Source organism: Camelimonas sp. FR25 (assembly GCF_059740505.1).
Genome location: NZ_JCAWFG010000118.1, coordinates 17,106 through 40,775 on the forward strand (window position 1 = coordinate 17,106; position 23,670 = coordinate 40,775).

At 67.7% G+C, this 23,670-nt stretch carries 19 protein-coding genes; 10 read left to right on the forward strand and 9 right to left on the reverse strand.

Annotated elements, in window-relative coordinates:
- Window positions 1-93 precede the first annotated feature (93 nt).
- The 3 genes from AC6A67_RS17120 (at window position 94) to AC6A67_RS17130 (ending at window position 2,623) form a co-directional block, all read left to right on the forward strand.
- Entirely contained in the window at window positions 94-867 is a 774-nt protein-coding gene (locus tag AC6A67_RS17120) for an NAD kinase (protein ID WP_498037770.1), read from the forward strand.
- Between the two features lie 255 nt (window positions 868-1,122).
- Entirely contained in the window at window positions 1,123-1,632 is a 510-nt protein-coding gene (locus AC6A67_RS17125; RefSeq protein WP_498037771.1) for a MaoC family dehydratase, read from the forward strand.
- Window positions 1,633-1,747: 115 nt separating this feature from the next.
- A complete protein-coding gene (locus AC6A67_RS17130) occupies window positions 1,748-2,623 on the forward strand; it encodes an HpcH/HpaI aldolase/citrate lyase family protein (protein WP_498037772.1) in 876 nt (291 codons plus the stop codon).
- Between the two features lie 180 nt (window positions 2,624-2,803).
- Here the strand turns inward: AC6A67_RS17130 and AC6A67_RS17135 are convergent, their stop codons facing one another.
- The 4 genes from AC6A67_RS17135 to AC6A67_RS17150 form a co-directional block, all read right to left on the reverse strand.
- Complete coding sequence (locus AC6A67_RS17135) at window positions 2,804-3,418, reverse strand: flavin reductase family protein (RefSeq protein WP_498037773.1); 615 nt, start codon at window positions 3,416-3,418, stop codon at window positions 2,804-2,806.
- Between the two features lie 120 nt (window positions 3,419-3,538).
- Complete coding sequence (locus AC6A67_RS17140; RefSeq protein WP_498037774.1) at window positions 3,539-4,108, reverse strand: nitroreductase family protein; 570 nt, start codon at window positions 4,106-4,108, stop codon at window positions 3,539-3,541.
- A gap of 321 nt (window positions 4,109-4,429) precedes the next feature.
- Complete coding sequence (locus tag AC6A67_RS17145) at window positions 4,430-6,598, reverse strand: FUSC family protein (protein ID WP_498037775.1); 2,169 nt, start codon at window positions 6,596-6,598, stop codon at window positions 4,430-4,432.
- On the reverse strand, window positions 6,595-7,086 hold the full coding sequence (locus tag AC6A67_RS17150; protein WP_498037776.1) for a MarR family winged helix-turn-helix transcriptional regulator: 492 nt from the start codon (window positions 7,084-7,086) through the stop codon (window positions 6,595-6,597). The genes AC6A67_RS17145 and AC6A67_RS17150 overlap by 4 nt, the downstream gene beginning before the upstream one ends.
- A 794-nt stretch (window positions 7,087-7,880) precedes the next feature.
- Here AC6A67_RS17150 and AC6A67_RS17155 point away from each other — a divergent pair.
- Window positions 7,881-8,810, forward strand: a complete 930-nt coding sequence (locus tag AC6A67_RS17155) for an RgsD C-terminal domain-containing protein (RefSeq protein ID WP_498037777.1) — start codon at window positions 7,881-7,883, stop codon at window positions 8,808-8,810.
- Window positions 8,811-9,383: 573 nt separating this feature from the next.
- Entirely contained in the window at window positions 9,384-11,558 is a 2,175-nt protein-coding gene (locus tag AC6A67_RS17160; protein WP_498037778.1) for an AI-2E family transporter, read from the forward strand.
- An 813-nt stretch (window positions 11,559-12,371) separates the two neighbouring features.
- Here the strand turns inward: AC6A67_RS17160 and thrS are convergent.
- Complete coding sequence (gene thrS / locus AC6A67_RS17165) at window positions 12,372-14,399, reverse strand: threonine--tRNA ligase (RefSeq protein ID WP_498037829.1); 2,028 nt, start codon at window positions 14,397-14,399, stop codon at window positions 12,372-12,374.
- A gap of 257 nt (window positions 14,400-14,656) precedes the next feature.
- Window positions 14,657-14,962, reverse strand: a complete 306-nt coding sequence (yidD, locus tag AC6A67_RS17170; RefSeq protein WP_498037830.1) for a membrane protein insertion efficiency factor YidD — start codon at window positions 14,960-14,962, stop codon at window positions 14,657-14,659.
- Window positions 14,963-15,630: 668 nt separating this feature from the next.
- Here yidD and AC6A67_RS17175 point away from each other — a divergent pair.
- Window positions 15,631-16,476 (forward strand): MipA/OmpV family protein, encoded by an 846-nt coding sequence (locus AC6A67_RS17175; RefSeq protein ID WP_498037779.1) that lies wholly within the window; start codon window positions 15,631-15,633, stop codon window positions 16,474-16,476.
- Window positions 16,477-16,670: 194 nt separating this feature from the next.
- Here the strand turns inward: AC6A67_RS17175 and AC6A67_RS17180 are convergent, their stop codons facing one another.
- Window positions 16,671-17,117 carry an iron-sulfur cluster assembly scaffold protein gene (locus AC6A67_RS17180; protein ID WP_498037780.1) on the reverse strand — a complete coding sequence of 149 codons (447 nt, stop codon included), beginning with the start codon at window positions 17,115-17,117 and terminating at the stop codon, window positions 16,671-16,673.
- Between the two features lie 738 nt (window positions 17,118-17,855).
- Between AC6A67_RS17180 and folE the strand changes: the two genes are divergently transcribed.
- From folE to AC6A67_RS17195, 3 genes are all read left to right on the forward strand, one after another.
- On the forward strand, window positions 17,856-18,503 hold the full coding sequence (folE, locus tag AC6A67_RS17185; RefSeq protein WP_498037781.1) for a GTP cyclohydrolase I FolE: 648 nt from the start codon (window positions 17,856-17,858) through the stop codon (window positions 18,501-18,503).
- A 246-nt stretch (window positions 18,504-18,749) separates the two neighbouring features.
- Window positions 18,750-19,175, forward strand: a complete 426-nt coding sequence (gene hisI / locus AC6A67_RS17190; RefSeq protein ID WP_498037782.1) for a phosphoribosyl-AMP cyclohydrolase — start codon at window positions 18,750-18,752, stop codon at window positions 19,173-19,175.
- A gap of 469 nt (window positions 19,176-19,644) precedes the next feature.
- Entirely contained in the window at window positions 19,645-20,934 is a 1,290-nt protein-coding gene (locus AC6A67_RS17195) for a patatin-like phospholipase family protein (RefSeq protein WP_498037783.1), read from the forward strand.
- Between the two features lie 121 nt (window positions 20,935-21,055).
- On the opposite strand, the gene AC6A67_RS17200 is transcribed toward AC6A67_RS17195, so the two are convergent.
- A complete protein-coding gene (locus AC6A67_RS17200; protein WP_498037784.1) occupies window positions 21,056-21,487 on the reverse strand; it encodes a CBS domain-containing protein in 432 nt (143 codons plus the stop codon).
- A gap of 284 nt (window positions 21,488-21,771) precedes the next feature.
- A complete protein-coding gene (locus tag AC6A67_RS17205; RefSeq protein WP_498037785.1) occupies window positions 21,772-22,647 on the reverse strand; it encodes a rhomboid family intramembrane serine protease in 876 nt (291 codons plus the stop codon).
- A gap of 308 nt (window positions 22,648-22,955) precedes the next feature.
- Between AC6A67_RS17205 and AC6A67_RS17210 the strand changes: the two genes are divergently transcribed.
- Entirely contained in the window at window positions 22,956-23,588 is a 633-nt protein-coding gene (locus AC6A67_RS17210) for a transglutaminase-like cysteine peptidase (RefSeq protein WP_498037786.1), read from the forward strand.
- Window positions 23,589-23,670: the final 82 nt, after the last annotated feature.

The following is a 23,670-nucleotide window of genomic DNA, read 5'->3' on the forward strand; positions in this document are numbered from 1 at the left end:
CCCCCCTATCATGGCGCAGTTCCCACGGGGCTGCGGACATGTCATGCATGGGGCCGCCAGCGCTTGCCGCCGGACGCGAAACACGGGCAGGATATGCGACGCACACATTCGTCGATCGGCTTTGTCTCCAGCGACGTACCCGAAGCCCAGGCCTCGCGAGAGCGCCTTGAGGCGCGCTATGGCGGCGTCGATCCGGAGGACGCAGACATCATCGTGGCCCTGGGCGGCGACGGCCTGATGCTGCAGACGCTGCATCGTTTTCTCGGCCGCAACAAACCGATCTACGGCATGCATCGCGGCTCGGTCGGCTTTCTGATGAATGATTTCTGCGAGGACAATCTGATCGAGCGGCTGGAAGCGGCGATGCGCTCGATCATCCATCCGCTGCTGATGCAGGCCGTGGATCGCAATGGCGTCGGCGTCACCGCCCACGCCATCAATGAGGTCAGCATGCTGCGCCAGACCCACCAGGCGGCGCGCCTGCGCATTTCCATCGACGGCAAGGTGCGCATGGAAGAGCTGACCGCTGACGGCGTGCTGGTCGCCACCCCGGCTGGCTCCACCGCTTACAATCTCTCGGCCCACGGCCCGATCCTGCCGCTCAACGCGCCGCTCCTGGCGCTGACGCCGCTGGCCCCGTTCCGGCCACGGCGCTGGCGTGGCGCCTTGCTGCCGAATTACGCCCGCGTCGCCATTGAGGTGCTGGAGGCGGACAAGCGCCCGGTCGCCGCTGTGGCCGATGGACGCGAGGTGCGCCACGTCCACCGCGTCGAGGTGCGCACCGACGACGCCGTCGAGCTGACGCTGCTGCACGATCCCGGCCATGGACTCGATGAGCGCATCCTGCGCGAGCAGTTCGGCGCCTGATACCAGAACCCGATGAGCATGACTCATCGGGTTCTGGCTAAGCCCGTGCGGCGCCTGAGCATTTCAGGATGCGGATGCGTTAGCATCTTCGCATCCTGGTATGAGACCCTGGCGCGGCGGCACCTGCCTCGCCGTCGCGTGATGCATCGGTTGCGTGATGCTTGCGTTAGGTAATGCCTGGGTTACGTGATGCCTGGGTTACGTGATGCATGACCTGACGCCGTTCTACGGGCGAGCAGCCGCAAGGAGCGCCGCATGAGTGAGCAACCGACGCCACTGCAGGCCAGCGACGATGGACGCCATCCGCGCGGCGGCCTGTGGTTTGGGGATCTGACGCCGGGGCGCAGCTTCGCCCATCGCCTCACCCGCACGGTGACGCAGATGGACAACATGCTGTTCTCCAACATGACGCTCAATCCGCAGCCGCTGCACATCGACGCCCATTTCTGCGCCACCGAGACCGAATGGGGCCAGCCGCTGGTCAATTCGCTGTTCACCCTCGGCCTGATGATCGGCATTTCCGTGAACGACACCACCATGGGCACCACCATCGGCAATCTCGGCATGACCGACGTGCGCTTTCCGGCCCCGCTGTTCGAGGGCGACACGGTGCGGGTGGAGAGCGAGGTGGCGTCAGCGCGGCCGTCAGCGTCCCGCCCCGACGCCGGCATTGTCGAGTTCATCCACCGCGCCTACAAACAGGATGGCGTGCTGGTGGCCACGTGCCGGCGCCAGGCGCTAATGCGCCGCCGGCCAAGCGCCTGATTCAATCGCCATCTGTCGGTGGTGGTGCATCAACAAAACGACTTGCCGGGCCGACGCCAAAATTCTGTCCCTGTCGCACCACGCGCCCCTTCTGGTCCCCTTAGCGAGAGCCTCCATGCGGTCCTTCCTCTTCGTCCCCGGCGACAGCCCGCGCAAACTGGCGAAGGCCATGGATTCGGGCGCGGATGCGCTGATCATCGACCTGGAAGATTCGGTGGCCATCGGCCTCAAGGACGCCGCCCGCGTCACCGCCCGCGACTTTATCCGCGAGGCCAGCACCCAGGCTGGCGGCCCGCGCCTTCTGGTGCGCGTCAACGCCCTCGACACCGGCCTCACCGACGCCGACCTCGATGTGGTGATGGCCGCCGGGCCGGCCGGGGTGGTGCTGCCGAAGAGCTCGGGCGGCGCCGACATCTCGCATCTGGCCGCCAAGGTGGCGGTGCGCGAGGCCGAGTTCGATCTGCCCGACGGCCACACCCTGCTCATGCCAGTGGCCACCGAGACCGGCGCTGGCATCTTCGGCCTTGGCAGCTACGCCGGGTGCAGCCGGCGGCTGGCCGCCCTGTCCTGGGGCGCGGAGGATCTGTCGGCTGATATTGGCGCGCAGGCCAATCGCGACGCCGACGGGCTGTTCACCGAGCCGTTCCGGCTGGCGCGGTCGCTGCTGCTGTTCGCCGCCAGCGCAGCGGGGGTCGCCGCCATCGACACGGTCTACACCCGGCTGAAGGACGAGGATGGCCTCGACAGGGAGTGCCAGGAGGCGGTGCGCGACGGCTTCACCGGCAAGCTGGCGATCCATCCGGCCCAGATCCCGGTGATCCACGCCCGCTTCACCCCCTCGCCCGAAGCCCTGGCCGAGGCCCGGCAGATCGTCGAGGCCTTCGCCGCCGACGACAGCCTCGGGGTGATCAACATCAATGGCCACATGGTCGACCGCCCGCACCTGCGCCGGGCCCAGCGCACTCTCGCCCGCGCCGGCCAAAACGGCTGAACAGCCACGACTGACGGTAATCGGCAGAAACTGATCACCGGCCCCTGCGGCGCCAGACGGCGACGGGGGCGGCGTCTCATATCAGGATGCGAAGATGCTGACGCATCCGCATCCTGAAATGCTCAGGCGCCGCACGGGCTTAACCAGAACCCGATGAGTCATACCCAGCGGGTTCTGATATCAGTCGCCGCCGCCCTCCGGGCGCTTGATGGCGAACACCTCATTGACCACGGCGTAATCGCGGAAGCCAAGCCGGGCGATCAATTGCATCGCCGCCGTGTCAATGCGGCCATCTTCACTGATAAAGCGGTCGTCGATATGCACGCCGACCACCTGGCCCAGCACCAGCTTCCAGTCGGTGTCGCGGCCGTCCAGATCATTGAGCTGGATGGTCTGCAGATAGCGGCACTCCAGCGCCGCCGGGGCCGCCTTGACGCGCGGCGGCCGCACCAGCACCGACGGCGCCATCTCCAGCCCGGCGTGTTCGAACTCATTGACGCCGCGCGGCAGCGGTGCCGAGGTCTCGCTCATGGCGAAGCGCAGGTCCCAATTGGCGATTGAGCAGGTGAACTCCCGCGTCTCCTCGACAAAGGCGATGCTGTCCTTGTAGCCGCCCGTCGAAAACCCGACGATGGCCGGGTCGGTGGAGAAGCCGTTGAAGAAACTGTAAGGCGCGAGGTTAATCGCCCCAGCGGCGCTTACCGAGCTGATCCAGCCAATGGGGCGTGGGGCGACCAGCGCCTTGAAGGGATCATGCGCCAGCGCCTCGCGGCGCCGATGTGCTTCGTAAAACATCCATCCCCCTGTTCATGTCGGCCTGGGACAGCGCGCCAGGCTCATTTGTCGTTGCTGTCGCCCACGCTGGATAAGTTTGAGCAAGCTTGCGCACGTCCGCTTCAGCGCGCGGCCCGGCGCTCAGCCCTGCTGACCGCCATACCAGCTGACGATCTGCGCCATGTCGGGCCGCTCGCGCTCTGGCGGCCTCTTGTCGGCGTGGCCGATGTGCACATAACCGGCGATGCGTTCGTGCGGCGCAAGCCCCAGCGCCTTGAGAATCCGCTGATCCGTCGCCAGCCAGCCCGTCAGCCAGGAGGTGGCGAAGCCCATGGCGCAGGCGGCCTGGGTCAGGGCCATGCACACGGCGCCGGCGCACAATTCCTGCTCCCATAGCGGAATCTTCGGGTGCGGCCGCGCCGTCGACACCACCGCGACGATCACCGGCGAGGTGGTGACCCGCGCCCGCTCGCTGGCCACATTGGCGGCGGCGACGCCAGGCTGATCGGCGCGCACCGCCGATTCAGCCACATCCGCGAGCTGATCGCGCGCCGCGCCAGCGATGACCACAAAGCGGAACGGCGCCAGCTTGCCATGATCCGGCACGCGGGCCGCCAGCGTCAGCAATTGCGCAATGTCAGCCGCATCAGGTCCCGGCCCACGCAGGCCAGCTGGAGGAACCGAGCGACGCGTCGCCATCAAGCTCAACATCTCAGACACCAATGTACTTCCTTCTCGGGGCGGTTGGCGGCGCCCCACCCGTGGCCTGCCGCTGCCAAGACGTGCCCCTGCCAAGACATGTCCCTGCCAGGACGTGCCCTTGCCAAGACATGCCACCGCAAAGACATGCCCCTGCCAGCACCGGTTACGGCAGGGGCAAGAGGCGCGCGGCGACTGGTCCGGCAGGCGAACGCGGCATGCTGTGGCGCGGCGATTTGCTATACGCCAGCTTTCGCCCGGCGCCGAGCCGCCGCCATGCGAGCCTCCCTCTTGGCGCGCCTCACCCGGGGCGTGCCTCGCCCCGGGCGAGGCTCAGGCCAGCGCGGCTGGCTGGGTGAGCGCCAGCGCCGACAGCGCCGCCGCCGCATCGCGCAGCAAGCTGACGTCGAGGCCGGGGGCGCCGCTGTCAGCGGCCTGGCGTAACGCCCATGCGGCGCGCAGGGCGCAGTCAGATGACAGGGCCAGCGCCTCGCCGGCTGGCGGCAGGGAAAATCCACCGGCGCCATCGGCTTCAGGTCGCCGGCGTGGGGGGAACCGGCCGGTCCTCACGCTGTCGTCGGCTGCCTTGCCGAACTGCGCCAGCCGCCCCAGCGCCACGTGCAGCCGCCGCCGGTCGCGCCCGGATATGGTTGGCTGCTCCATTGATCGCGCCACGGCGCGCGCCGCCTCAGCCGCCAGCATCAGCGCGCCAGATGTCGCCACGGCGGTGGCGGTGACGCCGCCGTTGCGCTCGACCTGACGGATCAGCCGGAGGCTGCGGTGCAGCAGGCGACTGCGCAAGGCGAGACGGCGACGTTCACTGTTTCGGCTGGCGATCGCCGCCAGATCAGCGCCCATCATGCCGAGCAGATGGCGCTGGCGGCGCCGGGCGCTGACCGGATAAATCAATTGGTAGGCCACAAGGGCCAGCGCCGGGCCCAGCAAGACGGCGACGCCCAGCTCCAGCCAGCGCGCCACATCACCGCTGAGCGGCAGGGTCGGCTGCAACAGCAGCAACACCAACATGTTATAATCGAAACCCACTGGGCCCGCGCCGCGTCGATGCGCAAACAGCAGCGCGCCGATGAGCATGAACGGGGCCATCATCGCCACCAGCGCCCATTCGCTGGCGGCGTGTGGCCACAGCAGCCAGCGACAGGCGAAGGCCCCGATCACCCCCAGCGTCTGGCCAAGCAGCACCTGACGCAGCATGACCGTCGGCGCCTCAGCCGTGGAGAACACCGTGGTCATGATCGCCGCGCCCAGCAGCATGTAGGGCCCCGCCTCCCAGCCGGTGAGCAACCACAGCGCGCCAATGGCCAAAGCGGTCAGCCCTGCCCGCGCCATCGCCTCCCACGCCCCGGTCCGGTCGCGATGCAGGCGGACGACGCCCCAAGGCACGATAGGCGCCTCAGCAGCGGCAGTCGCGGCGGGCGCAGCCGCCACAAGCTCAGTACGCCCCGCGTCCAGGGGCGCCGCCACCGCCAGAGCGTGCGCCGCCGCCGCAAGGTCAGTGGTGAGCCCGCCCATACCGTTTGCCGCCGCAGCGACCTCATCGCAGGCACTTTGGGCCTGCCGCCGTAATGCCTCCAGGCCTTGCGGGCCTTGCTGATCCGTCCCCGCCAGCTCCGCATCGGCGCTCGCCTCAAGCGCCGCAGCGGCGCGCAGCAATGGCGCGACCAGCGTCGCGGCCCCGGCGGGCGGCTGTCGCCGCAGCCACAGCGCCGCGCTTGCGAGGGCCAGCACCAGCCGGCGCAAATCATGCACCTGACGGCGGGCGCGCAGCGAGCCGGCGGCGTGGGCCTCGAATTCTTCTTCCAGCCGCGCCAGATCGCCCATCAAGGCGATGCGCGCGGCGTCGACATCCTGAGCCGCCTCCGCCCCACCCCGCGCGCCCGCCGCATTCGCAGCCGCGAAATGCGCCGCCAGCGCCCGGAAGGCGTAGCCGAGCAACACGCGCAGGCGGGCGTCAAAAGCTGCCACGGGCTGTGGCGCGGCATAGAGCAGCCCGACAGCCAGCGCCGCCGCCACGCCCACCAGCACCGTCCACATGCGATCGACGCCCACGGCGAACGGCGTGTCGATCTGGGCGCTGTGCAGCAACGCCACCATCGCCGCCGTATAGCCTGCCAGCATCGCCCCATAAGCGGTGAAACCGCGCGCCAGATTGCCGAGCCCGGCGCACAGCCCCAGCCACAGGGAAAGGCCGATCACCAGCGGCCAGCCCCCCCCTGCCACGAGCAGCAACACAATGCCCGCGGCGGCGCCGACCACCGTGCCGAACGCGCGAAACAGGCTGCGTTCGATGAGATGACTGCGCACCGGCATGGAGGCGGCCCATACCGTCATGCCCGCCCATTGCGGATGCTCCAGCCCCAAGGCCAGCGCCACGGCGATGGCGCAAAAGGCGGCGAGCGCCGTGCGCAGGGTGAACGGGAGGCGACCGGGGATGAAGCCACGCTGGGCCAGCCAGGCGCCGGGGCCTAACGGCTGAACGCTCACGTGGTCGCGCCGCCAGGGGGCGACGCCCTGCGTCGGCTGCGGCGCCGCCGCGCGCCCACATTGGCGTCGATGCGCTTCAGCAATGCTGTCGCGGCCTGCAGGTCAGCGTCGGGGATGTCGCGCAACATGTCGGCCTCCAGCGCGTCAATGCGTTGTTCGATTCGCGCCACCACCGCCGCGCCTTCAGCGGTGAGAAACAGCCGGTTCTCGCGCCGGTCGACGCCACTCTGCCGTCGCTCGATGAAACCCCGCTGGTCAAGCGCGTCGAGCAGACGCACCAGCGTGCTGCCGCTGACGCCGACGCGCGGCGCAAGGTCGGTCTGGGTGAGGCCGCCGCCGGCGCGACTCAGGTGAACCATCGGGCTCCAGGTGACGTCCTTCAGGCCCGCTTCCGCGAGGCCGCCATCCAGCGCCGCGCGCCAGCGCCGCGCCACGCCCACGAACAGAATGCCAAACTGCTCCCGAACGGAGACCGGTCCATCCGCCATATTCATCCGAATCCAAAACGCCGCACCCAGACGTCTCACCCAAGTCGTCACACTCAAGTCGTCACACTCAAGACGTCACTTGGGAGACGTCACACCCACCAGGCCCCACCCAATTTGCTTGAATCATAATTGCTTAGCAGCTCAGTTTGCGTTGCGGCTTCACGATTGCGCGCAAGCAGCGACGGCTGTGTACAACAAAGCGCAGCGGCAATACCCCAGTCGACGTAGCGGCAGACGCCCGCCGCCACGGCACAAACACCCCATTGTGCAATCCGCGCGCCACGCAGGGCCGGCGGCTTCGCCCGAAATTCGGCGGGTTCGCCTTGCATCATACTAGGACGCGACGATGCTCACGCATGCGCCGCCAGCAACGCTCAGGCGCTGCCCGGGCCAGCGCGGCGCCTGGTGAGGTTTGCTCGTCAGCTTCAGCCATATGCCTAGCGCAAGGTCCGGTGGCATGACACGGCAGTTGGCAGCGCCGGACGCCCGCGTTACCAACGGGCCGTCGTCGACGGCGAAGCGGGGCCGACGCGAGGCGGGCAAGTTGCTTCTGGAAGGGATGCATTGGGATGGAAGCGGGGCGCCAGATGCGACAAGTCGGCGAAATCGGCAAAGCGCGCGGACCGCAGTCATCGGTTCGGCAGCCGCGCCAGACAAATTCGGCACGGCTGATTGCGAGCCTCATGCTCGGCGTCTTCGCCATGCCGACGTCGCTGTTAGCCCAGCAAGCGCCCGGCGCGCCTGCCCTGCAGCCGCCTCAGGTTTCCGCCAAAGACCCCGCGCGGACGCCTGGCATGACGGGCGCGATCGCTGCTCCTGCTGCTCCTGCTGCTGCTGCCGCCCTTGCCGCTCCTGCGCCTGCCGCCCCTGCAGGCGAGGCGCCCAGCCTCAGCAATCCGCCCCCGCCAGGCGCCGCTGGCTCATTGCAGGCCCCGCCGAAGCCCGCTGACACGGCCAATGAGCAGCAATTCCGCCTGTCGCTCAGCGCCAGCCTGTCGTCGTCGCCGGGCAAGCCGATCGCCGGCGGCCTGCTCTGGCGCATTTATCCGGATACTCCTGATTCAGGCGAAGCCATCGCCCGACCGGTGGTGGAGACCACCGACGCCACGCCAGTCTTGCAGCTCAGGCCTGGCGTGTATGTGGCGCACGTGTCCTATGGCTATGCCAGCGCCATGCGCCGCATCGACCTGCATTCCGATTCCCAGGCGCAGCTGGCCATCAATGCGGGCGGCCTCAAGGTGATGGGATCGGTCGGCGATGTGCCGATCCCCGCCGGCCAGATGCGCGTCTCTGTCTATGTGCCGGTTGGGCAGGATCTGGAGGGGCGCCAGGTGATCGACAGCGCGCCGCCCGGGGTGGTCATCCGCCTGCCCGAGGGCCTGTACCATGTGGTGTCGACCTTCGGTGATTCCAACGCGGTGATGCGCGCCGACCTCAGGGTCGAACCCGGCAAGGTCACTGAAGCCACCCTGCACCACCGGGCAGCGACAGTGACGCTGAAACTGGTGCAGGCGCCCGGCGGCGAGGCCTTCGCCGGCACGGCGTTCAGCGTGCTCACGCCCGGCGGCGACGTCATTCGCGAAGAGATCGGCGCGTTTCCCTCGCTGGTGCTGGCGGAAGGTGATTACGTCGTCATCGCCCGCCATGACGGCAAGGTGCACACCCGCGAGTTCAAGGTGGAATCCGGCGTCAATCGCGACATCGAAGTGCTGGCGTCGCAATGAACTGACGACTGGCCGCCCATGCGGCGGCCCAAGCCCTCCTGCGCCCGGCTCCGCCTTATGCGCTTGCGCCGCTACCAGCGTGGCGCTGCAAGGCGGGCGAACGGCGGCGGATCGCGCTGGGCGCGCCGTCCGGTCGCCTCGGCCGCCGCCCCCCCCTGCTCGCCGCGCCTGGTCCTGACCACGTTACGAAACGCGGCGCCGTCGAGCGCCTTTGCGTCGGCGCAGCTGCGCGCTGACCAGGCGTCTCGCGCCGCCTCAGGGCCGGATGCGGCGCATCTACACCACCGTCACCGCACCGCCATCTGAGCTTCAGCGGAACTACTGGCGCAAACTGGCGTCCCGGGCGTGATGCAACACCGCATTATTGCAGTGTTGTGTATGGAACTCCTGCCGATAACGCGCGTTTTACTTCGCCTGTCTGGTGATCTGCGCCAGACACATCCTATCACCCGCCCCCGTGCCTGCTGCGCGTCAGCGGACGCCAGCGGGCGCTGAAGTGATGACGCAACTGAGGACCCACAGGCGCGCTGCAGGCCGTCGAAGCCGCGCCTGTCGACAGGAAAGAGCTCGGGAATGGCGCCTATCCGCGACACGCTGCATCCTCCGGCGCCGCCGCCGATCACCGTTGCGCCCGTCGGCCATGACGTGGTGCGCCCCTCGGCCACAGCGCTCCTGACCCTGATCATCCTCGCCGGGCTGCTCTATGTCGGGCGCGAGATCTTCATGCCGCTGGCGGTGGCGATCCTGCTCACTTTCACGCTCGCGCCGATTGTCAATTTCCTGCGCAAATGGTCGGTGCCAAAGGTCGCGTCAGTGATCCTCACGGTGGCGATGGCGTTCGCCGTCATCAGCCTGTTCAGCTTTATTGTCGCCAGCCAGGTCAGCAATCTGGCGCACAATCTGCCGACCTATCAGTCGAACATCGTGCAGAAGGTGCAGTCGCTCAAGGAAATGGGGGCGCAGGGCGGCATTGTCGACCGCGTCACCAGCGCCATGAACCGCATCGGCGCCGAGATCGAGCGCAAGGCGCCTGCGCCCGCTGGCGACGCGCCTTCGGCTGACGGCGGCGGCAGCGCCTCTGCGACAGCCGCCCCGCCGGCGGCAGGCGATGGTCCGCTGGCCAGCGCCCGCACCGCGCCCGGGCCTGACGGCAAACCTCAGCCGGTGCCGGTGGAAGTGGTGCCGCGCGAGAGCCCCATCGACACGTTGCGCAACGTCATTGTGCCGCTGCTCAGCCCCTTCGCCACCGCCGGCCTGATCATTGTCGTGGTGATCTTCATGCTGCTGGAGCGCGAGGATCTGCGCGACCGCTTTATCCGCCTCGTCGGCGCGGGCGATTTGCACAAAACCACCGAGGCGCTGCAGGACGCCGGAACCCGCGTTGGTCATTATCTGCTGATGCAATTGGTGGTGAACATTCTGTACGCCATCCCGATCGGCATCGGCCTGTGGCTGCTCGGCATTCCCAACGCCATGCTGTGGGGTCTGCTGACGCTGGTGCTGCGTTTTGTGCCCTATATCGGCCCGGTCATCGGCATGATGATCCCGCTGTTCCTCGCCGTGGCTGTCTCGCCAGGCTGGTCGCTGCTGCTGTGGACCGCCGCCCTGTTCATCGTGGTCGAACTGATCAGCAACAATGTCATCGAGCCCTGGCTGTATGGCTCGCGCACCGGCCTGTCGGCCATGGCGATCATCGTCGCCGCCATCGTCTGGACCTCGCTGTGGGGGCCGATTGGCCTCGTGCTGTCGACGCCGATCACCGTGTGCATGATGGTGTTGGGGCGGCACGTGCCGCAATTCGCCTTCCTCGACGTGCTGCTCGGCAACAAGCCGGTGTTGGAGCCGCATCAACGGCTGTACCAGCGCCTGCTGTCCGGCGACCCCCATGAGGCTACCGACAACGCCGAGGAGCTCCTCGAGAAGGACTATCTGGTCGATTATTACGACCAGATCGGCCTCCCGGCTTTGCGCATGGGCGAGGCGGACCGCCAGCGCGGCGTGCTCGATGAGAAGCAGCGCGCCCGCTTCTCCGCCACAGCCCAGACCCTGGTCGCCAATCTGACCGACATCGCGCTCGAGGAGGAGCACGAGGAGGAAGAGGAAGAGCAGGCGGCGAACGCGGAAGGCCAGGGCGAAGGCGAAGGCGAAGGCGGCGTGATCTCCAGAATTATCGACGCCGGCAAGCGTATCGTCAGCGAGGACAAGGACGCCGATGAGGACGGCGTCGCCGACGAGCCCGGGCCGCCGCCGCTGGTGCTGCCAGATGGCGAAGGCCAGCGCCTGCTGATGATCGGCGGACGCGGCGATCTCGATGACGTCGCCGCCGCCATGCTGGCCCAGACGCTCGAGGTACAGGGAGCGGAGACCAGCATCGCCTCTCATACGGATCTGGCCGGTTACGGCCCGGTGGATCTGCCGCTCGGCGACTTCCAGACGGTGGTGCTGACCTATCTCAACGTCGCCTCCGCCGCCCATGCCCGCCACACCGTGCGTCGGCTTAAGCGCGTGCAGCCAAAGCTGCGCGTGGGGGTGTTTGTGCCGCTGGAGCCTGGCGCGCCGCCGCTGCCGTTTAACGCTGGCGCAGTCTATGCCGACTTCGTCGCCACCTCCCTGCGCGACGCCGTCACCATGGCGCTGGAGGCCCCAAAGGCCGAGCAGGAAGGCGCCCGTCGCCTCCAGTCCCGCCCCATGCTCCGCCCCCTGCGCGCCCCACGCGCCGCCAGCCCGGGTGACGCGGCTAATGCGTAATGGGCGCGTCGCGACGTTGAGGCAATTGCGTGGGGGAGCCTCGGTAGTGGAAGAGGGTCGGTAGTGGAAGAGCGTGGATGCCCGTGACGAGCACGGGCATGACCGCGGGGCGGTCTGGTGGCGACAGCGTCGGACGGGCTTAGGATTGCGTATCGATCCCGGGTGGCTGCCAACGCCCGTCAAGCCTGCAGCCGGCTCAGGCGCGCCACTTGCTCAGGCCCATCGGGCGACTAACGCATCCGCCCGCCCCACCCCCGTCATGGTCGGGCTTGACCCGACCATCCACGTCTTCACTTGGCCTGCTGGAACCTCGCCGCGACAAGCGGCCAATCGCGAGCCGCTTCCACGCGCCGCAAGACGTGGATGCCCGTGACGAGCACGGGCATGACGGCGGGGCGGTTTGCTGGCGACAGCGTCGGACGGGCTCTGGATTGGTGATTGCTCCGGGGTGGATGCCAACGCCCGTCGAGCCTGCAGTCGGCTCAGGCGCGCCACTTGCTCAGGCCCATCGGGCGACCAACGCATCCCTCCACCCCACCCCCGTCATGGTCGGGCTTGACCCGACCATCCACGTCTTCACTTGGCCTGCTGGAACCTCGCCGCGACAAGCGGCCAATCGCGAGCCGCTTCCACGCGCCGCAAGACGTGGATGCCCGTGACAAGCACGGGCATGACGGCGGAGGGCCCATGGCGTAAGCGGGCCGTCGTTATGGCATCGCGGAGCGCGGCGCACTGCAGTGAAGCCGCGCAGAAAAACGGCCCCGGATCGCTCCGGGGCCGTTGTCACATCGCAATATCATTCGCCAGCGCGGCTCACAGCTCGCCGGCGACCACCTTCTTGCCGTCAAGCTCCACATCGAGCTGGGCCGGCGCGGAAGGCGCGCCGCGCAGGCGGTGCTGGTCCGGCGACAGCGCCTCGAGCTGCAGCATGGCCAGCGCCTCATCCAGCCCCATCGAGCGCTGCTCCGGCGAGCCGAGGCGGCGGATCGACACGGTGCGCTCGGCCGCTTCCTTCTTGCCGACCACCAGCAGCACCGGAACCTTGGCCAGCGAGTGCTCGCGCACCTTGTAGGTGATCTTCTCGTTGCGCAGGTCGATGCCAGTGCGCAGGCCAGCGCGCCTGGCCGCTTCCGCCACTTCGGCGGCATAGGCGTCGCCATCCTGGGTGATGGTCAGCACCTTGACCTGCTCCGGCGCCAGCCACAGCGGGAAGTGACCGGCGAAATGCTCGATCAGGATGCCGGTGAAGCGCTCGATCGAGCCGCAGATGGCGCGGTGCACCATCACCGGGGTCTTCTTCTGGCCGTCGGCGTCGATATAGAAGGCGCCGAAACGCTCCGGCAGGTTGAAGTCCACCTGGGTGGTGCCGCATTGCCAGTCGCGGCCAATGGCGTCGCGCAGCACATATTCAAACTTCGGACCGTAGAAGGCGCCCTCGCCCTCATTGACCTCGGTCTGGATGCGACCGCCCGATTGCGCTTCGATCTGCTTCAGCACCTTGCCCATCACCGCCTCGGCGTGGTCCCACAGCGCGTCAGATCCGACGCGCTTCTCCGGGCGGGTCGACAGCTTGACGACGATCTTGTCGAAGCCAAAGTCTGAATAGGTCGAGAGGATCAGATCATTGATCTTCAGGCATTCGGTCGCCAGCTGGTCCTCGGTGCAGAACACATGGGCGTCGTCCTGGGTGAAGCCGCGCACGCGCAGCAGGCCGTGCATGGCGCCCGAGGCCTCATAACGATGCACGATGCCGAACTCGGCCATGCGCAGCGGCAGATCGCGATACGACTTCAGGCCGTGCTTGAAGATCTGCACGTGGCCCGGGCAGTTCATCGGCTTGAGCACGAACCAGCGCTTGTCCTCGGCCTCGTCGCCCGCCGACTGCGCCGCGAACATGTTCTCGCGATACCAGTCCCAGTGCCCCGAGGTCTCCCACAGGCTCTTGTCGAGGATCTGCGGCGCGTTCACCTCATCATAGTCGCCGGCAAGGCGGCGACGCATGTAATTGATGATGCACTGGAACAGCGTCCAGCCCTTGGGATGCCAGAAGACGGTGCCAGGCCCCTCCTCCTGGAAATGGAACAGGTCCATCTCGCGGCCCAGGCGGCGGTGGTCGCGCTTTTCGGCTTCCTCAAGCTGCCTGATGTACAGGTCGAGATCGTCCTGTTTGGCGAAGGCCGTGGCGTAAATGCGTGTCAGCATCGGATTGTTGCTGTCGCCGCGCCAATAGGCGCCCGCCACCTTCATCAGCTTGAAGGCGCTGCCGATCTTGCCCGTCGAGGTCATGTGCGGGCCACGGCACAGATCGAGCCAGTCGCCCTGACGATAGATGCGCAGGTCGTCGCCCGGCGGAATGGCGTCGATCAGCTCGACCTTGTAGGCCTCGCCCTTCGCCGCGAAAAATTCCTTGGCCTGCTCGCGCGTCCAGATTTCCTTGGTGAACGGCGCGTCCTTGGCGATGATCTCGCGCATCTTCTTCTCGATGGCGGCGAAATCTTCCGGCGTGAACGGCTCGGAACGGGCGAAGTCGTAATAGAAGCCGTTCTCGATCACCGGGCCGATGGTGACCTGGGTATCCGGCCACAGGCTCTGCACGGCTTCGGCCAGCACGTGGGCGCAGTCGTGGCGGATCAGCTCCAGGGCGCGCGGATCTTCCCGGTTGATGAATTCGATCTTCACATCGCGGGAGATCGGATCGGCCAGATCGGCGACCACGCCATCGATGGCCATGGCGACGGTGCGCTTGGCCAGCGACGGGGAAATGCCCCTGGCGATCTCAAAACCGCTGATGCCTGCGGGAAACTGGCGCGCGGCGCCGTCTGGGAAGGTAACGTTGATCATCATGATCCCCTGCTCACTCCTGCGAACACGGCAGGTAAGCGTCTGAAAAACGGGATGCGCCCCGCCGCAACAGATGGCGACGCTACATGTCAGGCGATCCCGGCGATCTGCGCCCGCATCTTGCGGCTCCCCGGCGCGGCGCGCCATGCGCCGTGATGAGGCGGGCGGGCGGCGCAGGAGCGCTCCTGTCGGGCGTCGCCCTGCCATACTCCGCCACGCCGCGCCAATCAATCGACGCGCGCCAGATGACGCGCCGCTCAGTCGCAGCGGAAAGTGGGACGCGGCCCATCCGGATCAGCCTGAACGCCGCGCCAGCGACCATAGCGCCAGGGTGCATAGACCGCCCAGCGCGCCCCCTCCGGCTGGGACCGTGGCGGAAAATCGAGGCCGTGGGTGCCCCATGGGTGGCAACGGCAGATGCGCGCCAGCCCCATCCAGCCGCCGCCCCACAGACCGAAGCGGCCGATGCTCTCCATGGTATAGGCCGAACAGGACGGCATGTGGCGACACTGGCGGCCCAAAAGGCCCGAGAGGGTCAGCTGATAGGCGCGGATCAGCCCCATTCCGGCGAGCGCCGGCCAACGTCCCGGGCGACGCCATACCGCCGCGCCAGCCGCCTCAGCCTGACCAGCAACAGGCGCGGCGCCGTCGTCTGCGCCGCTTTGCGGCGTGGCGTCGGGGGGCATTGCTGGGCCTGGTGAGGAGCGGCGCGACATGATGGCGCTGTTTATGGCGCGGCCGCGCCGCCGCCGCCAGCCCCTCGCCAGCGCGCCGGGGATGCAGACGCCACGCCGCCTGCCGCAAGCCGCCGCCATCCCCCTGTCTGGCGTCGCCGTTCGCACGCCGAATTCAGCCAGCCCGACACACGGGGGCTGGCGCTGCAAGCGTGACCGTGTCCATAATGACTGACGACACGATCCCCCCTGATCGGGGCGAATCTTACGGATGCGGCGCTGGGGTTACAGCAGCGGCGTGCCGGCGTCGGTGGTTAGAGCCAGCGCTAGAAATCTGGGAGAAATCCCGGCAATCTGGCGGCGGCGCGTTGCACTTCATGATGATTGCCCTGGTCAGGTCACATTACCGCCGCATAGCCGCAAGGCTTCGTTCGACAGAATTTACCGGACATTAACCGTGCGCGCGGATCGCCCCGTTGATTCCCGCCTGTTAACCGTTGTGTCCCTATAAGGTGACCCACAGTCACCAACCGAAGGCGCCTGAACTGATGTATGCCATGACCCGCTTGTTCTCCGCCCTCGCCGTTTCGACCGCGGCGCTCGTCGCGACCGGCGCCGCCATGGCCCAATCGCCTTACGGCGGCAATGACGTGATGTTCAACAATGCCCCGGTGTCGTCGGACCAGTGGATCGTCACGGTGAAGGGCACCATCGGCGTCTCGCCGGCCTGGCCTGGGTCGGACCGCCTGTCGTTCTTCGGCTATCCGTCGATCGGCTATCGCAAGATTGGCGAGAAGCCGCGCTTCACCGCCCCGACCGACGGCGCCAGCATTGAGCTGTATGACACCTCCTGGCTGCGCGCTGGCGCGGTGGTTGGCTACAGCAGCGGCCGCTATTCGGGTCAGGAGCGGCGCCTGTGGGGTCTGAAGGATGCTGGCTGGTCGGTGCAGCCGGGCGTGTTCGTCGACATCTGGCCGGCTGACTTCCTGCGCCTGCGCGGCGAGCTGCGCTACGCCGTGGGCAACGCCCATGGCTTCGTCGGCATGCTTGGCGCCGATCTGGTGCAGAGCGTCGACCGCTTCACCTTCGCCATTGGCCCGCGCCTGAAGTGGGGCGGCCAGAAGTTTAACAACGACATGTTCGGCGTGCGCTTCCAGGATGCGCTGATGACCGCCGGCTTCGTCCAGCCCTACAAGGCCAAGGGCGGCGTCAATTCGGTCGGCCTCACCGCCTCGGCCTCCTACACCTGGTCGGATGAGCTGACCACCACGGTCTACGGCGCCTATGACCGCCTCGTCGGCTCGGCTGGCGACAGCCCGATCGTCCAGCGCTATGGCTCGCGCAGCCAGTACACCGCTGGCTTCAGCGCCGCTTACTCCTTCACCACCCGCGCGCTCTGGTAAGTGGAACGCCCGGACATCGGCTGAATGCGCAAGGCGGCCCCCGTGGCCGCCTTTCCACTTGTACGGAACATGCGCAGTGAGAAGGCATCCGCAAGCCGACCGATCCAGGGCGCCTTGCGGGTCCGCCAGCGCCACGACCACCCGCCTCGCGCCCTTCGCCATCACGCGGCGCGCCCTCTGGGTCGCCGCCGCCTTCAGCCCGCTGCGGCGCCGTCCGCGGCCAGCGCCTGGCGCACCGCCGCCAGCGTGGCGTCGAAGGTCAGCAGCGTCGAGGCATGGCGGTTGCGATAGGCGCTGATCGGCGCCAGCACGCCGCATTCGGCCCATTTGCCCTGTGGCGGCGGCCCCTCCTGGTCGAGCATCAGCCAGACCTGGTCGCGCACGGCCTGCAGCTCTTGCAGATCGGCGCCAATCACCAGGCCGGCGAGCAGCGACGCCGAGGCCTGGCCAAGCGCACAGGCCTTCACGTCATGGGCGAAATCCACCACCTGACCGTCGGACACCCTGACATCAACGGTGACGCGCGAGCCGCACAGACGCGCCACCGCCTCGGCCGTGCCATCCGGGTTCTCCAGCCGTCCGAGGCGCGGAATATTGGCGGCCAGGGTCAGAATGCGCCGGTTATAGACGTCGTCGAGCATGGAACCTGCTTTCCTGGGGCGGACATCCAACGCATGCCGCGCGGCTGCCTCATACCAGGCCGCGAAAATGCTAACGCTTCCGCGACCTGAAATGCTCAGGCGCCGCACGGGCTTGACCAGACCGCGATGAGTCGGGCTCATCGGGGTCTGGTATCAGCTGTTCCCTAGATAAGCGCCCTGATGGCGGGTGCAAAGCGCTACGGTCGCATCCGGCTTGGGCAGGCCGAAGGCCACGCCTCAAGGCAAGCGCGCCAAACCAACGCCTGACGCCACCACAAGCAGCGCGCGCGGCGCGAGGTCATATGGCTTGCGTGCCAGACCGCTCGCGCTTCTGTGTGCGCCGACGCCCCAGCTGCAGCCAACCGTAACGGAAGCCCCGATAATTGGCTCCACAACCCAGACCAGACCCGCGCCAGCCCCGCACGACATGCGCCAGCGCCGGTCACCCCATGCGAAATTGCCGACACTGGCGGCAAATCAGGGCTAGGATGTAGCGGCGCGCGTCCTATATAGAGGGCGCAGGCTGGTCCCATGGCGTTGTGGCGTGGGTTAGCATGAGCTGCCCGGGGCCCATACCGGTTCACCTCGACCAATCGGCGCCAATGGCGCAGGTGCGGTCGTTTGCTGCCAGCCGTCATGGCTGGCGCGCCGGCGGGACATGGCTGGTTGTGCTGTTCATGGCCATCAGGCGGCGTAGGGAAGAATGGACGACGTATGATCGACAGCGGGAGGCCCCACATGGATGGTGTGGTTAAGTCCTTGTCCGCGCGGTTGGCCCCGGCCAACGCCGACAAGATGGCGACGCAAGACGACAGGCGACCGACGCGCGAGGAGGCTGAGGCCGCCGTACGCACGCTCATCGCCTGGGCTGGCGACAATCCGGAGCGCGAGGGGCTGGTCGACACCCCCCGCCGGGTGGTCAAGGCCTATGAGGAACTGTATGGCGGCTACGCCCAGGACGCCGACGCCCAGCTCGACCGGGTGTTCGCCGAAGTGGGTGGCTATGACGACATGGTCGTGCTGCGCGACATCCAGTTCTTTTCGCATTGCGAGCACCACATGGTGCCGTTCACGGGCAAGGCGCATATCGCCTATTACCCCAATGGCGGCGTCGTCGGTCTGTCGAAGCTGGCCCGGGTGGTGGATATTTTCGCCAATCGCCTGCAGACCCAGGAGACCATGACGGCGCAGATTCTCGACGCCATCGACCGTCGCCTGCGCCCGCGCGGCGCTGCGGTAATGATCGAGGCGGCGCATATGTGCATGTCGATGCGCGGCATCCAGAAACAGGGCTCGCTGACCATCACCACCCGGTTCAGCGGCGTGTTCCGCGAGGATCCGGCCGAACAAGCGCGGTTCTTCACCATGGTGCGGGCCCAGGGCTGAGCCTGCGCCGGCGTCAGGCGTTCACCCAGGCGTTCGTCAGCTGGCGCGCCCGATGGGCGCTGGCCATGACGGCGATCTGGACATCGACCGGCGCAGGCTCCCCGCCTGCGCCGCTTTGCGTTTTCGCTCGCGCCGCGCGCCGCCAGCAGCAGGGGCCTCGCCGCCGCCTGGCGCAGCCTGGCGCAGCCTGGCCAAGGCTCAGATCATCGTCCGCCTTAGTCCATCGCCTGATTGCAGGAGCCCCGCATGTGCACCGATCACGCCGCTTTCGCGCCCCGCGCCTCCACCGAGGCCATTGAAGAAGGCGCGCGCCTTGCGCCAGCGTTCGACGCCAACGGCCTGATCACCTGCGTGGCCACCGACGCCGACACCGGCGCCGCGTTGATGGTCGCCCACATGAATGAGGAGGCGCTGCGCCGCACCATCGCCACCGGCGAGGGCTGGTTCTGGTCGCGTTCACGCCAGACCTTGTGGCGCAAGGGGGACACTTCCGGCCAGGTGCTGCGCATCGTCGAAATGCGCGTCGATTGCGACCAGGACGCCGTGTGGATCCGCGTGCGGGTCGGCGGCGACGGCGGCTGCTGCCACACCGGCAGGCAGAGCTGCTTCTATCGGGTTATTGAGACCGGCGCAGACGCCGCCGTTGACCAGACCCTGCGCTTCGTCGACTGAGCCAAAAGGCGGCGTGACCGAGCCTTTTGGCTGCCCTGGCGGCATGGCGCCGCCTCCCCTGCTCTATCGCCCCGGCGTTTTGGCCTGGCGAGGCGCTTGCGCGCTGGCTGGCGCGTCGCCGCGCCACCCATGCCCAGCCAGCCTGGCGACGCCGCCGCACCACACATATGTAACATTTCCACGTTCAAATGACTGGGCGCGGCTCGCGGATGGGCAGATCGCCGACATCTGGCGTAGCCCACAGCCGGACAGCTTTCGGCGGATTGCTTCTGGCGGATTGCTTCTGGGCCATGGTCCGCGAGGCCATCGCCCGAAAGCATGAGGCCGGACGAATTGGCGTTTCGTGCTGTCATCACCTGCCGACGATGTCTGCACGGTGATGCGCCCTGATAGGTCGGTGAATGGCGACGGACGCAGTTGACGCCGCGTCCCAGTGAAGGTGGCGAGAATGTTTGAAGGCCGGTCTTTTATGCCATTTCGCCGGGCGGCTGGCCGCGACGAGGGTCGCGAGGGCGCAGCCGTGTCGACGCGGCCCTCTGAAGCGCTGGTCGATGCGGAGGCCAGCGCAGCGCTCGATTCGATGCCGCCGCCAGACGCCCCGGCAGGCGCTGGCCGCGCTGGCGGCGCAACATCCGCCGCCAACGCCCGGACGACGTCGGAAGGGGCGGCGCAGGCCCGCCAGAGGCCGTCGGCCGACGCAAGCACACCAGTGGACGGCGTCCAGGACCGGGCCCAGGACAGGGGCCAGGATAGGGCCCAGGATCGGACCGATGACGGCGTCCGTCGCCGCGCCCGCGCCAGGGCGACCCCGCGCCAGACGCGCCCGCCGGTGGTCGGCCTCGCGCTCGGCGGCGGCGCCGCGCGCGGCTGGGCGCATATCGGCGCCCTGCGGGTGCTGACCCAGGCCGGCTACAAGCCAGAGGTCATCGTCGGCTCGTCGATCGGCGCCGTGGTCGGCGGCTGCCTCGCCACCGGCTCGCTCGATGTGCTGGAGGAATTCGCCCGCTCGCTGACCCGCCGCCGGGTCATGGGCCTGCTTGATCTGTCGATGGGCGGCTCGGGGCTGATTTCCGGCAACCGCCTGCGCCAATTGCTGGAGCAGGATATTGGCCGCCTGCGCATCGAGGACCTGGCGCAGCGCTTTGCCTGCGTCGCCACCGAACTTGGAAGCGGCCATGAGGTGTGGCTGACGCGCGGCCCGGTGGTCGACGCCATGCGCGCCTCTTACGCCATCCCCGGCATCTTTGATCCGGTGTATATCGGCGACCGCTGGCTAATGGATGGGGCGCTGGTCAATCCGGTGCCAGTCACCGTGGCGCGGGCCATGGGGGCGGAGTTCGTGCTGGCCGTCAATCTCAATGGCGATCTGCGCGCCAATCGCGCCAGCACCATTCCCTCGCACGGGCCGTTGGAAGATGACATTGCCGACGCCGCTCCGGAAGCCGCCGCCGAGCAGCGCGGCGGCCTGTTCGGCGCGCTGGGCGCGGCGCGGCGCATCGGCGGCTTCGCCCGTCGTCAGGATGGCGCGCCAGGCATCGGCACGGTGATGATGGACGCCTTCAACATCACCCAGGACAGGATCTCGCGCTCACGCCTCGCCGGTGATCCGCCCAATCTGATGCTCAGCCCGCGCCTCGGCCAGATCGGCCTGTTTGACTTCCACCGGGCCGACGAAGCCATCCAGCTTGGCGCCGAGGCAGCCGAACGCGCTTTGCCGGAGCTGGAAGAGATGCTGGCCATGGGCGCCATCGCCACCTGAGCGCGGCGCCCAGTGGCGCGTCTGGCGCCAGAGCAGGCGCCGGGATCGGCCCATGCGCCGCATCTGCATGCGGGGAACGAACGCCGATCGATCAAGCGAAGCCGCTTACCCGGAAAGCCCGCTAGCCGGCGCTGATGTAGTCGCGCATGGCCTGATGTTCGCTCTCGATCTCGGCGAGACGGAACTTCACCACATCGCCGATGGAGATGACGCCGACCACCCGGCCCTCCTCCACCACCGGCACGTGGCGGAATTTGGCGCTGGTCATCAATTGCATCAGATCATTGACGGCGGCGCTCTCGCGACAACTGGTGACGTCGCGCGTCATGTGAAAGCGCACTTCGTCGCGCAGCACCTCGGGGCCGCGCGTCGCCACCGCCCGCACCACGTCGCGTTCTGACAGGATGCCGTGCAGACCGCGTCCCGCGTCGAGCACCAGCACCGCGCCGATGCGCTCGCTCGCCATCAGCTCCGCCGCCTGGCGCAGGCTCGCCTCCGGCCCGATCGACGTCACCTTACGGCCCTTGTCCGCCAGAATCCGCGCAACGCTCATGCTTGCTCTCCTCTGCGCTGTCCCCCGGGTGTGGTTCCTGCGTCGCCGCGCCTCAGGGCTGCGCCCCGCGCTGGGCGCCCCGCCTGCGCCCCCTTGCTTGTGGTCATCGCCTGTCGGCGGGCGCAGGTTACTGGCCGGCTATTGGCCAGCAGCCAGACGCTCGCATGACGTCATAACCGCAACGTCATCAGCGCGACGTCAAAGCCGCAAGGCGACTGACGCCTGTGACGTCCAGCGCACCAGCCAGCGCCTGCGTCGCACACAATAGTGTGCGCGCGCGGCGATCAATGCAATCGGCGATCCTGCGTGCGGCGATCAGAAGAATTTGACACGTCAGCGTAAGGATCAAACAGCCCAAACAGCAGCAGGCCGGTGATGAAACCGCCGATATGCGCCTGCCAGGCGACATTGGCCTCGCTGAAGCCGAGCGGTCCAGCCAGCACGCCGAACACAATATTGGTGGCCAGCCAGGCCCCGGCGAACAGCATGGAGCGACGGTTACGGAAGGTCTCGCGCAGCCCGTCGGCGTGGGCGAGGTGCACCGCCGCCGGGCCGCCAAACAGCCCGCCGTGGGTATTGAAAGCAAAGCGCATCGCCGCGCCCATGCAGCCGGAGATGGCGCCAGAGGCGCCGATCATCGGGATGACGTCGAGCGGCCCCGACAGAAAATGCGCCACGGCGCCGCCAACGGCGCAGACCAGGAAGAACACGCTAAAGCGCACGGCGCCGAACCGGCGGGCCAGCGGCGAACCGAAGGCCAGCAGCCAGATGCTGTTGAGAATCACATGCGTCCAGGATGCGTGCAGGAACGCGTGGGTGAACAGGCTCCACGGGGCCAGCGTATTATTGGCCTCAATCATCCGGCCCATGGCCAGATACGCGGCGGCGGTTTCGGGCGTGAAGCCGCGCACGCTGGCGATGAGGTCCGGCATGAAGCTGTCCGGCTGTAGCCACCAGGCCACACGCGCCGGAACAAACGCCAGCCGGTATAGCCAGACGAAGTCGCCGAAGGCCGGGGCCATCTCGCGCGCGCCATGGATCAGCAACAAGACGCCAATCAGCGCAGCGACCACGGTCGGCACATTGAACATGGGTTCGCGGCCAGGTGGCGGCGGCAAATGCGGCGAATGCGGCTGCGGGCCGCCCGAAGAAGTGTTCATGCCGCAACATGAGGCGTAACAAGCGATTCCTGCAAGCGCCGCCGGCGCCGCAGCACGCGAAGCCCCCGCGTATCACGCAAGGTCTGCAGCTTCCGCCCGCGATTTACCCCCGCCCTGCCCCGCCTCGCGCCCGCCCGCCAGCGGCATTCATGCCCGCCCGCGGCGCGGCTTTATCGCGCCGTTAACGGCGGCGGAACGGAACTATCGTCGTTTACCATTTGTTTAGGTTTGCGGCCCGGGTGCCTTGCTGGCCCGGTCCAGGCGTGAAATCGTTACCGAAACGTTAACCAGCACCAGGGGCGCCTGTCGTGTCTTTCCGAATGGGTTTCATCGCTGCTGCGGCTCTGGCCGTCCTCAGCCTCCCGGCGCAGAGCCAGGATCTGAAGACCGCTGGCCTGCCCGCCGACATGAACCTGGCCAGGGCCACGGTGCTGCAGACCACCCTGCCGCCGATTGGCTGGGTCGAGTTCTGTCGCAATTACCAGGGCGAGTGCGACAATGAGCTGACCGCCAGCGCCGACATTCGCCTCAACCGCAAGGTGTGGCGCGATCTGCGCGCGGTGAACGATCACTTTAACCGCACGATCATTCCGATCACCGACCAGGAGCACTGGGGCGTCGAGGAGCGCTGGGATTACCCGTCAGACGGCAAGGGCGATTGCGAGGAATATGTGCTCGCCAAGCGCCGCATGCTGGTCGACATGGGTTATCCGCGCCAGTCGCTGCTGGTCACCGTTGTTCGCGACAATTTGGGCGAAGGCCATGCGGTGCTGACCGTGGTCACCGATCGCGGTGATCTGGTGCTGGACAATCGCCGCGCCGACATCCTGTCGTGGAACCGCACCGGCTACGCCTTTATCAAGCGCCAGTCCGCCGCCATGCAGAACGTCTGGGTGTCGCTGGGCGCGCCGCTGGACGCGGTGGCGACCGCCTCGCGGTGATCTGACCAGGCTGGCGAGACGATCGCCAGGCTGGCCCTGTCCCACCCAGGCGTGACCCTGACGGCGCCCTCTTCCATGATTG

Bases quoted from the DNA above. Each gene is read 5' to 3' on its own strand.
- AC6A67_RS17180 (WP_498037780.1), bottom strand. From the start codon at position 17,117: ATGCTCGACGACGTCTATAACCGGCGCATTCTGACCCTGGCCGCCAAT.
- AC6A67_RS17160 (WP_498037778.1), top strand. From the start codon at position 9,384: ATGGCGCCTATCCGCGACACGCTGCATCCTCCGGCGCCGCCGCCGATC.
- AC6A67_RS17205 (WP_498037785.1), bottom strand. From the start codon at position 22,647: ATGAACACTTCTTCGGGCGGCCCGCAGCCGCATTCGCCGCATTTGCCG.
- AC6A67_RS17130 (WP_498037772.1), top strand. From the start codon at position 1,748: ATGCGGTCCTTCCTCTTCGTCCCCGGCGACAGCCCGCGCAAACTGGCG.
- AC6A67_RS17140 (WP_498037774.1), bottom strand. From the start codon at position 4,108: ATGTTGAGCTTGATGGCGACGCGTCGCTCGGTTCCTCCAGCTGGCCTG.
- folE (WP_498037781.1), top strand. From the start codon at position 17,856: ATGGATGGTGTGGTTAAGTCCTTGTCCGCGCGGTTGGCCCCGGCCAAC.
- yidD (WP_498037830.1), bottom strand. From the start codon at position 14,962: ATGGGGCTGATCCGCGCCTATCAGCTGACCCTCTCGGGCCTTTTGGGC.
- AC6A67_RS17125 (WP_498037771.1), top strand. From the start codon at position 1,123: ATGAGTGAGCAACCGACGCCACTGCAGGCCAGCGACGATGGACGCCAT.
- AC6A67_RS17195 (WP_498037783.1), top strand. From the start codon at position 19,645: ATGCCATTTCGCCGGGCGGCTGGCCGCGACGAGGGTCGCGAGGGCGCA.
- AC6A67_RS17200 (WP_498037784.1), bottom strand. From the start codon at position 21,487: ATGAGCGTTGCGCGGATTCTGGCGGACAAGGGCCGTAAGGTGACGTCG.
- AC6A67_RS17135 (WP_498037773.1), bottom strand. From the start codon at position 3,418: ATGTTTTACGAAGCACATCGGCGCCGCGAGGCGCTGGCGCATGATCCC.
- thrS (WP_498037829.1), bottom strand. From the start codon at position 14,399: ATGATCAACGTTACCTTCCCAGACGGCGCCGCGCGCCAGTTTCCCGCA.
- hisI (WP_498037782.1), top strand. From the start codon at position 18,750: ATGTGCACCGATCACGCCGCTTTCGCGCCCCGCGCCTCCACCGAGGCC.
- AC6A67_RS17150 (WP_498037776.1), bottom strand. From the start codon at position 7,086: ATGGCGGATGGACCGGTCTCCGTTCGGGAGCAGTTTGGCATTCTGTTC.
- AC6A67_RS17155 (WP_498037777.1), top strand. From the start codon at position 7,881: ATGACGGGCGCGATCGCTGCTCCTGCTGCTCCTGCTGCTGCTGCCGCC.
- AC6A67_RS17120 (WP_498037770.1), top strand. From the start codon at position 94: ATGCGACGCACACATTCGTCGATCGGCTTTGTCTCCAGCGACGTACCC.
- AC6A67_RS17175 (WP_498037779.1), top strand. From the start codon at position 15,631: ATGACCCGCTTGTTCTCCGCCCTCGCCGTTTCGACCGCGGCGCTCGTC.